8 protein-coding genes are annotated in these 13,208 nt (G+C 59.0%); 2 read left to right on the forward strand and 6 right to left on the reverse strand.

Annotation, left to right across the window (positions count from 1 at the left end; translation table 11 throughout):
* Nucleotides 1-5 precede the first annotated feature (5 nt).
* From GRH90_RS03110 to pqqU, 4 genes are all read right to left on the reverse strand, one after another.
* Nucleotides 6-1,268: an MFS transporter gene (locus GRH90_RS03110; RefSeq protein WP_162364436.1), complete on the reverse strand. Its 1,263-nt coding sequence runs from the start codon at nucleotides 1,266-1,268 to the stop codon at nucleotides 6-8.
* 231 nt (nucleotides 1,269-1,499) lie between these two features.
* Nucleotides 1,500-3,089: a methyl-accepting chemotaxis protein gene (locus tag GRH90_RS03115; RefSeq protein WP_162364437.1), complete on the reverse strand. Its 1,590-nt coding sequence runs from the start codon at nucleotides 3,087-3,089 to the stop codon at nucleotides 1,500-1,502.
* Nucleotides 3,090-3,450: 361 nt separating this feature from the next.
* Nucleotides 3,451-5,841 (reverse strand): glucose/quinate/shikimate family membrane-bound PQQ-dependent dehydrogenase, encoded by a 2,391-nt coding sequence (locus tag GRH90_RS03120; RefSeq protein WP_162364438.1) that lies wholly within the window; start codon nucleotides 5,839-5,841, stop codon nucleotides 3,451-3,453.
* Nucleotides 5,842-5,921: 80 nt separating this feature from the next.
* Nucleotides 5,922-8,075, reverse strand: a complete 2,154-nt coding sequence (gene pqqU / locus GRH90_RS03125; protein ID WP_162364439.1) for a TonB-dependent receptor PqqU — start codon at nucleotides 8,073-8,075, stop codon at nucleotides 5,922-5,924.
* A gap of 94 nt (nucleotides 8,076-8,169) precedes the next feature.
* Here pqqU and GRH90_RS03130 point away from each other — a divergent pair, with 94 nt between their 5' ends.
* Both GRH90_RS03130 and GRH90_RS03135 read left to right on the forward strand, forming a co-directional pair.
* A complete protein-coding gene (locus GRH90_RS03130) occupies nucleotides 8,170-8,313 on the forward strand; it encodes a hypothetical protein (RefSeq protein WP_162364440.1) in 144 nt (47 codons plus the stop codon).
* 333 nt (nucleotides 8,314-8,646) lie between these two features.
* The gene (locus tag GRH90_RS03135; RefSeq protein ID WP_162364441.1) at nucleotides 8,647-10,332 is read left to right on the forward strand and encodes an NAD-dependent malic enzyme; all 1,686 of its coding nucleotides are present in this window, start codon (nucleotides 8,647-8,649) and stop codon (nucleotides 10,330-10,332) included.
* A gap of 55 nt (nucleotides 10,333-10,387) precedes the next feature.
* On the opposite strand, the gene GRH90_RS03140 is transcribed toward GRH90_RS03135, so the two are convergent.
* Both GRH90_RS03140 and GRH90_RS03145 read right to left on the reverse strand, forming a co-directional pair.
* Nucleotides 10,388-11,668: a 2-hydroxycarboxylate transporter family protein gene (locus tag GRH90_RS03140; RefSeq protein WP_246235861.1), complete on the reverse strand. Its 1,281-nt coding sequence runs from the start codon at nucleotides 11,666-11,668 to the stop codon at nucleotides 10,388-10,390.
* Between the two features lie 416 nt (nucleotides 11,669-12,084).
* Entirely contained in the window at nucleotides 12,085-13,053 is a 969-nt protein-coding gene (locus GRH90_RS03145; protein ID WP_246235841.1) for an AraC family transcriptional regulator, read from the reverse strand.
* Between the last annotated feature and the right edge of the window lie 155 nt (nucleotides 13,054-13,208).

Raw genomic sequence — 13,208 nt, forward strand, 5'->3', positions numbered from 1 at the left:
GGCCGCTAATGGGTATCGATGGCGCCCTCCGTGAACGTTTCTTCGTTGTGCAGCCGCTGGCGCCGCCGCAGATTGGGAAACCAGGCCATCCATAGCCCGACCACCACCAGCGTGCCGATGCCGCCCAGGGCGGCGGCGGGCACCGCGCCCAGCCATGCCGCCAGCAGGCCGGATTCGAACTCGCCCAATTGGTTGGACGTGTTGATAAATATCGAATTAACCGCGCTGACGCGGCCGCGCATTTCGTCGGGGGTATCCAGCTGGACCAGCGCGCCGCGGATCACCATGCTCACCATATCGAAGCCGCCGAGGGCAAACAGCGCCAGCAGCGACAGCCAGAGCGCGGTCGAGAGCGCAAAGACCATGGTCGCGACGCCGAAGCCGGCAACCGACAGGAACATAATCATGCCCACGCGCCGCTCGAGCGCGCGGCGGCTAAGCCAGAAGCCGACCAGCAGCGCGCCTACCGCCGGCGCGCCGCGCAGCAGCCCCAGGCCCCAGGGGCCGGTGTGCAGTATGTCCTTGGCGAAAATCGGCAACAGCGCGGTGGCGCCCCCCAGCAGCACGGCAAACAGGTCCAGCGAGATCACGCCCAACACATCGGGCCGGGCGCGGATAAAACGCACGCCGGCAAACAGGGTAGAGACACTGGCCGGCACTCGCTTAGGCGGCGCCTGCTCATAACGCAGCCGGGCGACCATGACAATCGACACCAGGTACAGCGCGCCGGCGGCCATATAGACCGTGCCCGCCCCCGCTACATACAGGAAACCGCCCAGCGCGGGCCCCACCATCATCGCGGCCTCGCCGGAGGCGGCATTGGCCGCCATGGCGCGCGCCAGCATGGACGGAGGCACCAGCGCCGGCAGCATCGACTGCAGCGCCGGCGCTTCCATGGTCTTGGCCACCGCGATAAAAAACACCAGGCCCAGGATAACCAGCTCATTGGCATAATGCGTCACGGTCAGCACCGCCAGCGCGGCAATGGCCAGCCACTCGGCCAACTGGCCGAACAGCACGATGCGCCGTCGATCGAACTGGTCGGCCACATGGCCGGCGGGCAGCGCCAGCAGCACCGCGGGCAGGAACTGCGCCAGGCCAATCAGGCCGAGATCGAACGCGCGCCCGGTCATGGTATAAATTTGCCAGCTCACGACGATGGACAACATCTGGAAGCCAAAGCTGGAGCCGGTGCGGGCCAGCCAGAAAGCGACAAAAGAGGGGTGTCGCAACAGCGAATCCGAGCTCGCGGGAGCGGAAGAATACATGGTAAATCCTGTTATCCGGTGATGAACAGACCGACCCTGCCGCTGGAATTGCCTGCGGCCGGGTCGATTAATGCAGGGTGTTTAATAAGCGGTTATTTAATAAAACAGCGTCATAAATTTGCCCAGCGCGATGTCGACGATACCAAAATCGGCATCGCCAAAGGCGGCGCCGGCGAAAATGTCGCCCGCGCCCAACTTACTATCGCCGGGAGGAAAGAAATAATCAAGCCGTCAGGAAAGACGGCGCGTGACGGGCAACGCCGCGGCCAGTTCCCGGTGGGGCCGATAAACATTCACCGCCGCCGCCAGGCGCACCGTGCTATGGGACAGATCTTCCGCCGATTGGGCATATCGCTCCACCATCGCCGCATTCTGCTGCGTGGTATGGTCCAATTGGCCGATGGATTGGCCTATCAGGGTCAGGGCCTTGGTTTGTTCCTGCGACGAGATGCTGATTTCGCCGATAAGGCCCGTTACCTGGCCCGCCTGACTGACGATACTGTCCATGGCGGCGCCGGCGTTCTGCACCAGCTTGCTGCCGTCCTGTATCCGCTCCACGCTGGTTTCAATCAGGTCTTTGATCTCCCTGGCCGCCGTGGACGAACGCTGCGCCAGTTGGCGCACCTCGCCGGCCACCACCGCGAACCCCCGCCCCTGATCCCCGGCGCGGGCCGCTTCCACCGCGGCGTTAAGGGCCAGGATATTGGTCTGGAACGCGATGCCTTCGATAACGCTGATGATATCGACGATGCGCCGGCTGGAATCACTGATGGCGCCCATGGTGCTGATCACCTCGGTCATCCGTTCCCGGCCTTCTTCGGCGGCGCTCTCGCTCATCGCCGCCAGAGCCCGGGTTTCATTCACGCTGGCGGCGCTATTGCCGACGCTTGCCGCCAGTTCCTCGGTGGCGCAGATAATCTGCTGCAGATTATCGCCGGCCTGTTCGGTACGCACTTTAAGCTGTCGGTTCCCCACCGCAATCTCGCCGCTGGCGTTGTTGATATCGTTGATCTGGCCGCTGACGTCATCCGTCAGGGAGCGCAGGTTCAGGCCCATCTGGTTGACGCTGCGCAGCAGATAGCCGATTTCATCGACCCGGTTAAAATGCACATACTCCCCGACCTGGCAGGATGACAACCTTTGCGCCTGCGCCAGGATGGTGACAATCGGTTTTTCCACCTGCCGGTGCAGCCAATACGCCGTTAGCGCCAGTCCGCCCAGGGTCACGGCGCCGAGAGCCACCGGCCCGAGCGCCAGGCCCCCCGCGCCCACCGACGGCAGCGCGGCGGCCACCAGCAGGGCAATGCGCAAACGCCAGCGCAGGGGCATTTTTTGCATTATCGACAGCGGCGAGAGGATACCGGTGCGCACCAGCAGCCCCCGGTAGAGCGCCAGGCGCCGGCGTTTGGCCTTACCTGAATTAATCTCGCTATATAACGCCGCCGCCCGCTTTACCTCTTCACGGGTCGGGGCAATGCGCACCGAGAGATAACCCGTCGTCCGGCCGTTATGGCAAATCGGCGTGGCGTTGGCGCGCACCCAGTAAAAATCACCGTTGTTGCGACGGTTTTTTACCAACGCCGACCAGGAATGCCCTGCATGCAGCGTATGCCACATATCGGCAAACGCCGCCGGCGGCATATCCGGGTGGCGTACAATATTATGAGGCTGATTAACTAAATCCTGATAGTGGTATCCAGACGCATTCACAAACGCCGCATTGGCATAAAAAATATTACCCTGGGGATCGGTGGCGGATTGTAATGTTGTTTCACTGTCAATCTGATACTCATTTAGAGTAACAGGATTGTTAATTCTCATCTGCACCTCGGTAATAGGCGAATCAAAAGACGATTGGGCTTCAGGTTCATCGGCGGGACGGGCAAAAACTTTATTATTATTTAATCCATCCGGATTATTTATGGCTTGTTTGGGATTTAATGGTGGCGTTGTTATTTATCGTTACAAATTAACTACTTCCAGGCAATAAATAACATAAGCGACATGACGGGAAATACGGATGTTATCGTGACGATATATTAAGAAAATACTGAGGTGCCGACCATTATTTCAATGCAAATCAGATGACTTATTTTTTATTTAATAGCCAGATTATAGCTTTATTGATTGATGACGACCGGCCTTGGTCGGGCCGGTCGGGCCGGTCGGGGAGAGATTACGCTTATTTAGCGTCCGGCAGGGCGTAGGCGATAATATAATCGCCCAGCCGGGTGCCGAAGGAGCCGTGGCCGCCGGCCGCAATCACCACGTATTGCCTGCCGTTGGCCTCATAGGTCATCGGGGTGGCCTGTCCGCCCGCGGGTAAACGCGCTTCCCACAACGATTTACCGTTGGAGACGCTGAAGGCGCGCAGATAGTTGTCCGCCGTGGCCGCAATAAAGGCCACGTTGCCGGCGGTCGAGATCGGGCCGCCCAGCATCGGCATGCCCATCTTGAACGGCAGCGGTAACGGCGAGCTGTCGCGGACGGTGCCGATGCGTTTTTTCCAGACAATCTCATTGGTCTTCAGGTCGACCGCGGAGATATATCCCCACGCCGGCTGCTTGCAGGGAAAACCCAGCGGCGACAGGAACGGGTTGAGCGTCACGCCGAAAGGCACGCCGTATTGAGGCTGGATGCCGACTTCGGATCCGGTCCCGTCCTTGCCTTCCCCCGGCTCGATCGGGTTGCCCGGGCCGCGCGGGATAAGCCGGGAAACGAACGGCAGCGCCATCGGGTTGGCAACGGCGACCTGGCGATCGGTATCCACGGAAATACCGCCCCATTCAAACATGCCGAGGTTGCCTGGGAATACCAGGGTGCCCTGCTCGGATGGCGGCGTAAACGGCCCTTCATAGCGTAGCTGGTGGAACATCACGCGGCAGATTAACTGATCGTAGAGGGTGGCGCCCCACATATCCTTGCCGGTCAGATTTTGCCGCGGACGAAACGTCAGATCGGAATAGGGCTGGGTGGGCGACAGGCGGTCGCCTTTGGCCGGCCCTTGCGGTACCGGGGTTTCCGGCGCAGGCACCACCGTTTTACCGGTGCGGCGATCCAGCACGAAGATATTACCGGTTTTCGCCGGCACATAGACCACCGGCACCTTGTTGCCGCCCTCATCGGTGATATCCGCCAGGGTCGGCTGCGCCGGCACGTCCATATCCCACAGATCGTGATGCACGGTTTGGTAAAACCACGCCAGCTTGCCGGTGGTGACGTTCAGCGCCAACAGGCCGCTGGCAAAACGTTCCATTTCCGGCGTACGGTTGCCGCCCCAGATGTCGGGAGTGGCCACGCCAATCGGCAGGTAGACTAAGTCCAGCTTGGCGTCATAAGCGGCCGGGGCCCAGGAGTTGGGCGAGTTGGGCGTATAAAGCTGCTCGCCTGCCGGTATAATATTAGGATCCTTGCTGCCGGTATCGAATGCCCACAGCAGCTTGCCGCTGTTGACGTCAAAACCACGGATCACCCCGGACGGTTCGCGGGTCGAGTAGTTATCGGTCACCGCGCCGGCAATAACGATGACGTTGCCGGTCACGATCGGCGGCGAGGTGGGTTCGTAGCCGCCGGCCTTTGGATACGGCATATTGCTTTGCAGGTTCAGTTTGCCATTGTCGGCAAATTCAGGACAGAGTTTACCGCTTTGCGCGTCCAGCGCATAGAGATGGCCGTCGTTAACCGGCAGCAGGACGCGGCGGGAACAGAGCGCCGGAGCCGAGCCCCCGGCCTTGGCCTGAAGCGCGTCCGGCGTTTCATGGTAGGACACGCCGCGGCAGGTGACGTGCTGGAAGGACGGATCGGTTTTCAACTGGGGATCGAAGCGCCATTTCTCTTTGCCGGTGGCCGCGTCCAGGGCAAACAGTTTCTGGTGCGGGGTACACAGGTAGAGCAGATCGCCGATTTTTATCGGCGTGACTTCATCCGTCAGCTCCGCCGGATCGGAGGCGGTTTTCATATCGCCGGTGCGAAACGTCCAGGCTTCCTTAAGCTGGCCGACGTTTTTATCGTTGATCTGGTTGAGCGGCGAATAGCGCGTCCCTTCCTGCGTGCGCCCATAAGCGGGCCAGTCGCCGTTGGGTATGCCGTTGGCGCTTTGGGCGGAGGACGACGTCTGGTCGGCGCTGAGGGTACCGTTGATCTCCTGCGGATCGTTGAATACCGCATACACCAATACCACCAGGGTGACCAGCAGCGAGGCCAGCAGGGAGCCGCGCGCCAGTCCGCCTTTGGCTGCCAGGTGACGGTAAACAAAGGGCAACGTTATCCACAGGCCGAAAAAGAAGATCACGTCCAGACGCGGCGTCAACGCCCAGAAGTCGGAACCGACTTCCCATAGTGCCCAAAGGGTGGTGCCCAGCAGGAAAATAGCGTACAGCAACAGCGCGGAAGCGCGCCGGCGGTACAACAGCCAGGCGGTGAACAGCATCGCCAGGCCGGCGATGATGTAATACGGCGAGCCGTGAAGCGTGGCCAGCCAGATGCCGCCAATCAGCAGATAGAGGCCGCTCAGCGCGGCGAACAATGCTGTAATTATGACGAGTATCCGTGCTAACAGGGTCTGTGTTTGCATAATATGCACCTTACCAAAATGTCATGTCGTTGATGTAAATACTAAGCCAAATAAGTCAAATAGCTCTTTTTATGCCCTGATTATTCAAAAGTGTAGGTAAGCGTAGCGCCGCCGCCCCAGTTGCGACCCTCGGCCGGTTCGAAATAGCGGCCGTTGCCTTCATTGACGATAACGGAACCGACGTAGTGGCGATCGAACAGGTTATCCACCCGGCCAAATACATCCATCGACCATTTGCGCCAGTTGATCCGATAGCCGGTATTCAGGCTGGCGACGGTATAGGACGGCGCCTGGGCGCTGTTTTCGTCATTGGCCTGGATATTGCCCATATGGCGCGCCTCGGCCCCCGCGTGCCAGCCCTCCTCCGGCCGCCATTCCAGCGCGGCGTAACCCATATTGCGAGCGATGCCCGGCAGGCGATTGCCCACCGGCACCGACTCGCCCGGCGTGCAGCCGTCGGCAGCGCAGGTAGCGTTACGGTAGGTGGCGTCCAGCAGCGTCCACGCCATTTTTAGCCGCCAGCCCAGCGCGAACTGCTGGTCCAGCGCAAGCTCCAGGCCGCGGCGGCGGGTCTTGCCGGCGTTGGCGTAGCTGGTGCGCCCGCCGCTGCTCTCGGCGACCACCAGTTCGTGGTCGGTATTGGTCTGGAACACGGCGGCGGTGAACAGGCCGTTGCCGATGCGCGTTTTGCTGCCCAGTTCGAACGTATCGCTGGTGGCGGGCTTCAGGGCGGTGTTCAGCCCCGGCCGGCCGTCGGCGCGATACGAGAGCTCGTTGATAGTCGGGGTTTCAAAGCCGCGCCCGGCGGAGAAGTAGAGGTTCCAGGCAGGGTTTACCGCATAGTTAAGCGACCCCATCGGCAGCAGGCGATGGTAGCGGGCGCTGCCGCTGTCATCGCCATTGGCGCCGGTGATGTAATAATCCTCGGAATCAAAACTGACTGTGCTGTAGCGCAGCCCGGCGTCGAGCGTCCAGCGCGGGGTCAGGTTCCAGGTGGTTTGCAGATAGGGATCGAGGTTCCACATACGGTTTTTCTCGTTGCGCCGCAGGGCGCCTTTTTCGCCGTATTCAACCCCGTCGCCGTCCGCGATATAGTTTTCGAATCCCTGGCGCCGCTCGGTCATGGTTTCGTAATCCAACCCGCCGATAAGCGTTACCGGCACCGCGCCCAGATTGTCCTGGTGCCGCCAGCGCGTATCGATGCCCTGGTATTTACGCTCCAGCACAATCACGCCGCCGGCATGGTCGGGGTTAAGCTGCGCCGACATGGGGATGGACTGGTACTGGGTGGTATGCCGCTCGCCATGATAAGCCATCATGGTCAGTTGGTCATTGGCGCTCATGTCGCGCTGGTAGCGCAGGCCCGCCTGGGTCTGGTCGATGGTCTTGCGGGTGTTGTACTGATCCGCGCGCGGCGACTGGCGCGGATCGTCATGCCATTCATCCTCCGTCAGGCCACCCGGGTCGCCGGCGTCGACGGACACGCTGTTAAACATCAGCGTCAGCGTGCTGACATCGTCCAGGCGCACGCCCACCCTGGCGTTGCCCAGGTTTTTCTGCGTGGCGCTGCGATCGCGAAAGCCATGGGTGGTAAAGCGCGAGGCGGAAACGGCGTAGTCAACGTCCCCGGCCCGGGTGCCGTCGCCGGTGGCGCCGGTGGCCTTGACGCTGTTGCGCCAGGTGCCGTAGCTACCGTAGTAGGTGCCGGCCTCAAGCGTCGCCGGCTGGCTTCCGGTCTGGGTCTCGACGTTCACCACGCCGCCGGAGGAGTTGCCGTAGAGCGCTGAATACGGGCCGCGCAGCACCTCCACGCTATCCACCGAGTTAAGATCGATATTCGACGTCTGTCCCTGCCCGTCCGGCATGGTGGCCGGAATGCCGTCCACATAGATACGCACGCCGCGCACGCCGTACATCGACCGGCTGCCGAAGCCGCGCACCGACAGCTGCAGATCCTGGGAATAGTTTTGCCGGTTCTGGATCTGCAGGCCGGGCACGCCGCCCAGCCCTTCCGACAGGTTGATCTGCGGATTGCCGTTGCGCAGATCCTGGCCGTTAACCACGCTGACCGCCGCCGGGGTATAGAGTTCGGATAGCCCGCTGCGCTGTTTTATCACCATTAACGTCGAGGAAGAGGGATCGGCGGGCGCGCCGGCGGATTGCGCAAAACTTGACGCCGCCGGCGGTAACAGGAACAACGGGGTCAGGATGAGCGCGGACGTTTTAGTGTTCAATGGCTTGATTCAATAAGAAGAGTTTATAGGTCAAAAGTATAGGATGACTTTAGCATCTTGCCCTATTGTAAAACCATGTCAACATGTTGTAAAAATGTTAACCACCGGCCGGCGGCGCATCTTCGAGAGCTATGGCGAGCACGGCGGCAATTTCATCAACACCGCGGTCAATGACGCCGGCGGCGCCGTCGAGCAACGCCGATGTCGCACGCCGGCGGTGCTTATCCCACCAATGTGACGCGCCGCAAGGACCTGCTGGCGATGCGGCAACCGCATCATTACCTCGGCCTGATTATTTAAACGGCATCATCAGGCACCCCGCGTTATGGGCGGGGTCCCTTCACCCTAATCCATCGCCGTGATTTTTTTGGCCCATTGCATCATTGGGTATTAATGCCTTTATGGCGGAATGACGTCAGAATCGAAAAAAAATTATTGAAACGCTTAAATAAGTTTAATAACCATACAGCTTATGGCCGGCATGATATAAAAAATAATAACTCTGTCCGTAAAATAAGCCATGTTTGTCAAAGATAAGGATGGCATAAGATAAATAAACGAGGTTTCTGCGATGTTACAGCAACGCCCGCTCTATACGCATTACACCGGTTCAATGTTATTGGATAACCCACTATTGAATAAAGGTTCAGCTTTCACGCTTGAGGAGCGCCGGGCATTAAACCTGACGGGATTATTACCCAACCAGGTTGAAACGATTAATGAACAGACCGAACGCGCCTGGTCCCAGTTCTCGGTTTTTAAACGTGATATATCCAAGCATATATATCTGCGCAATATTCAGGACACCAATGAAACCTTATTTTATAGTCTGGTAAGCAGCCATCTGGAGGAAATGCTGCCTATTATCTACACCCCGACGGTCGGCGAGGCCTGCGAGCATTTCTCCGCCATCTATCGCCGCGCGCGTGGATTATTTATTGCCTACCCCGATCGCGACCATATCGATGAAATGCTGCAAAGCTTCTCGAAAAACGATATCCGCGTCATTGTGGTGACCGATGGCGAACGCATCCTGGGCTTAGGCGACCAGGGCATCGGCGGCATGGGGATCCCGATAGGTAAACTGTCGCTGTATACCGCCTGCGGCGGCGTCAATCCGGCCAATACGCTGCCCATTATGCTTGACGTGGGCACCAATAACGCGCAGCGGCTCGACGATCCGCTGTATATGGGCTGGCGTCACCCACGCATTACCGACGGCGAATATATGGCGTTTATCGATACCTTTATCCAGGCGGTAAAAGCGCGCTGGCCCGACGTGCTGCTGCAATTTGAAGATTTCGCCCAGACCAACGCCATGCCGCTGCTGGAGCGTTATCGGGATGAGATTTGCTGTTTTAACGATGATATCCAGGGTACGGCGGCGGTTACCCTGGGCTGCCTGATTGCGGCCAGCCATGCGGCGGGGTCCCGCCTGAGCGACCACCGGGTGGCGTTTCTCGGGGCGGGTTCCGCCGGCTGCGGCATCGCGGAAAAGATCATCGCCCAGATGGTGGCGGAAGGCGCCGCTGACGCCGATGCGCGCGGCCAGGTGTTTATGGTGGACCGGTTTGGGTTGTTAACCGATGACATGCCCAACCTGCTCGATTTCCAGCGCCGGCTGGTCACCCACCGCGGGAAGACTGATTCCTGGCCTATCGACGCACAGAATATTTCGCTGCTGGATGTGGTACGCCACGCCAGGCCCACCATCCTGATAGGCGTCTCGGGCCAACCGGGGTTGTTTACCGAAGAGATCGTGCGGGAAATGCGCCTCTATTGCCGGCATCCTGTCATCATGCCGCTGTCTAACCCCACCTCGCGCGCCGAAGCGCGCCCGCAGGACGTGATCGCCTGGACCGAGGGGGAAGCGTTGATGGCCACCGGCAGCCCGTTCGCGCCCGTGTATTACCAAGACCGGCGTTATGACATTCCGCAATGCAACAACGCCTATATTTTCCCCGGGCTGGGATTGGGCATCCTGGCGGCAAAAGCCCGCAGGGTGACCGACGGCATGCTGCTGGCGGCCAGCCAAACCCTTGCCGCCCTGTCGCCGCTCGCCGCTACCGGCCAGGGCTCGCTCCTGCCCGCCATCGCCGATATCCAGTACGTGTCGCGCGCGATAGCCGCCGGGGTCGCCGTTGCCGCTCAGCGGGACGGCGTGGCGTCGCCGATGTCCGAAGACGCGCTGCGCCAGGCGCTGGAGGCGGAATTCTGGCAGGCGGGCTACCGGCCTTACAAGCATTCGTCATTCTGATCACCGGTATGGCGCGTGCCGGTGACCTGCCCCGGGCCAAGCCCGGCGCGGGAGATCAAACCATCCAGCCCAGCAGCAAGGTGGCGGCGATAACGGTAGAGGCGCCGCCGATACGCGTGGCAATCTGGGCAAACGGCATTAACCCCATGCGGTTGGACGCGGAAAGGATGGCGACATCTCCCGTCCCGCCCAGGCCGCTGTGGCAACTGGTGACAATGGCCGCCTCGACCGGATACATATTGAGATACGGCGCGATAAAGAAACTGGCCAACGCCATGGATAACACCACCGACCCGCACACCACCACATAACCCACGGAGAATACCGCCACGACGCTTTCCAGCGGCACATACAGCATTCCCAACCCTATCATCAGCGGCCACACCAGGGCGGCCGAGACAAATTTGTAGCAGCTGTGCGCGCCGATTTCCATCCTGGCCGGGATCACCCTGCCGTATTTGCACAATACCGCGATCAGGATCATCAATACCGGCCCGGGGATATGCACCACTTTTTCCAGCAGGCCGCCGACAATAAAAAACGCGCAAATCAACAACAGCCCGCCGCCCATCAAATGAAAATCCGTTTGCTGCGCTTTTTCGCCGCCGGCAAACAGGGCATTGTCCTGCGCGCTGCGGATAAGCATGCCGTTGCCGTTCAGGTCCGCGCGACGGGCGCCGAGACGCGCCAGGACGCCGGCGCTGATAATGGCGAAGATATTACCCACCACCGCGGCCGGCGCCAGTTGGGCGACATACACATCCGGCGCCTGGCCCAGAATGGCCGAATAGGCCAGCGACAGCGGTAAGATGCCTTCGCCTATGCCGCCGCCGATAATCGGCACGATAATAAAGAAGAAACTGTGATAGAGACTGTAGCCGAACAGGGATCCGACCATCAGGCCGCTTAATACCGCGACAAGGGTGCCGATCGCCAGCGGCACGAACATGCGCATCATGCCCTGGATCAGGATGATGCGGTTCATGCCGAGGATACTGCCGACCACCAGGCAGGCGATGACGAAATAGAGCAGGTTCGCCTCTTTCATCAACAAATGCACCGTCTCCAGCGTGTGCGCCTGGAAAAGGTTGAAGTAGACCAGTACCGACGGCACCATCAGGCACAATATCGCCGGGCCGCCGATATCCTTCAGCACCGGGATAATGCGGCCCACATGCGCCAGGACAAAACCCAGCGTCATGATCACGCCCAGGCCGCCGATCATGTTTTTAGGCAGGTACCCCGCCCAGGCTGAAATCGCCACGATCGCGGCAATACCGGCAAATAGCGCCAACGGGACGTTACTGATATCGGTCTTGCCTATATAACCGAGCATCCGTTGAAATAAGGACTGTACCGCGCGATCGCCGGCTTGTTGGTCCAGGCAGATTTCATCAACGTGATTATTTTTCATTTCTCACCTGCTATAATTGTGTGAACAGAGGAAGATTCGTTCAACAGGCTGCAAATTGGATGCATAGCGAAATACATAGTTAAATGTATATTATGCAGATAGAAGCCCATCGCCCTATTTACGGGCATTGTTGAATAATTAATATAAAGATGGCGCAGTACAACACCCCATCAGCAAGGTAGCATTGGGTAAGAATAAAAAATACTTTATTATCTAAACCAAGTTATTTTTTGTGATTGCTTCTGCAATTCGTTTAAAATAACTTAATTTTCTGTTGAGTAATTAAAATCAGCGAATTGTTATCAATTCTTATAATTTAAAATATAACCGACGGTCAATTAATGCGACGAAATATAAATAGCGGCAGGCTGCGCCGGCGGCACGCCAAAATGGCTTTTCATGCGCCGGACCTCGTCGACCGGGCTCAGGCCGAACAGCCGTTTGAATTCACGGCTGAACTGAGACGCGCTCTCGTAGCCCACGTCGAGACATGCCGCCGCCACTGTCATGTTATTGCGCATCATCAGCAACCGGGCCTGATGTAGCCGCAGAGATTTTTGATATTGTTTCGGCGAGGTGTTGGTCACCGACCTGAAGTGGGAAAAAAACGCCGGGACGCTCATGCCCGATTCACTGGCCAATTGCTCCACCGTTAACGGCCGATTAAACGTTGCGTGAATGCGACGGATCGCCCGGGCAATTTTGCCAAACTGCCCGCGCATCGCCAGCGCCGAACGTAACGCGCCACCCTGCGCCTCGGTCAGCACGCGAAAATAAATTTCCCGCATTAACGCCGGGCCGAGGAGCTGCGCTTCCATCGGATCCCCCATGGCTTCAAGCAAACGCAGCACGGATTCGCTCAGCTTGCGGTCCATCGGCGTCGACATCAGGCTTTCCGGTTTAGCCCGGGATCCGTCGTCGGTTTTCAGTTGGTCTATCTGCAGCATCAGGTCGGCGGCGACGGTAAAATTGAGGTGCATATAGATAGCCAGCAGGGGCTCCCGCTCGCTGGCGTCGGTTTCCATGGTAAACGGCACCGGCACGGATACCGCCAGATAGTGCCGGGCGTCATAGCAATATACCCGATCGCCCAGGTAACCCCGTTTTCTGCCCTGGCAAACGATGACAATTCCCGGATCGTATAGCACCGGCACGCGGCAAAGCGGGCGGTTAGACCGTAAAAAGCGCACATCCGGCAGCGGCGAAAGCGTATAGCCTTCGGTGGGCGCCAGCCGATCGAGCAACGCCACCATCCGATCCTGGTCGGCAAAATGATATTCGCTTTCGGCGCGATCCTGGATTGCCATCAAAAATATCCGGTAATGAAGCCCTGGTGGGCATAGCCCGAAAAAATAACATATTTATAGTTTTAGGCAAGAGATCTCGGTTTACGGGCATCTTCACCATCCTTATAACCGATTACTATGCATGCCACGGCTACGCTGTGAACAGCCGGGGCAAT

This window comes from Acerihabitans arboris (assembly GCF_010131535.1).
Taxonomy (GTDB): Bacteria; Pseudomonadota; Gammaproteobacteria; order Enterobacterales; family Enterobacteriaceae; genus Acerihabitans; species Acerihabitans arboris.

Excerpts from the sequence above, each read along its gene's own strand:
- GRH90_RS03115 (WP_162364437.1), bottom strand. The coding sequence starts at position 3,089 with ATGAGAATTAACAATCCTGTTACTCTAAATGAGTATCAGATTGACAGT.
- GRH90_RS03110 (WP_162364436.1), bottom strand. The coding sequence starts at position 1,268 with ATGTATTCTTCCGCTCCCGCGAGCTCGGATTCGCTGTTGCGACACCCC.
- GRH90_RS03140 (WP_246235861.1), bottom strand. The coding sequence starts at position 11,668 with ATGCTCGGTTATATAGGCAAGACCGATATCAGTAACGTCCCGTTGGCG.
- GRH90_RS03130 (WP_162364440.1), top strand. The coding sequence starts at position 8,170 with ATGTTAACCACCGGCCGGCGGCGCATCTTCGAGAGCTATGGCGAGCAC.
- GRH90_RS03120 (WP_162364438.1), bottom strand. The coding sequence starts at position 5,841 with ATGCAAACACAGACCCTGTTAGCACGGATACTCGTCATAATTACAGCA.
- GRH90_RS03135 (WP_162364441.1), top strand. The coding sequence starts at position 8,647 with ATGTTACAGCAACGCCCGCTCTATACGCATTACACCGGTTCAATGTTA.
- GRH90_RS03145 (WP_246235841.1), bottom strand. The coding sequence starts at position 13,053 with ATGGCAATCCAGGATCGCGCCGAAAGCGAATATCATTTTGCCGACCAG.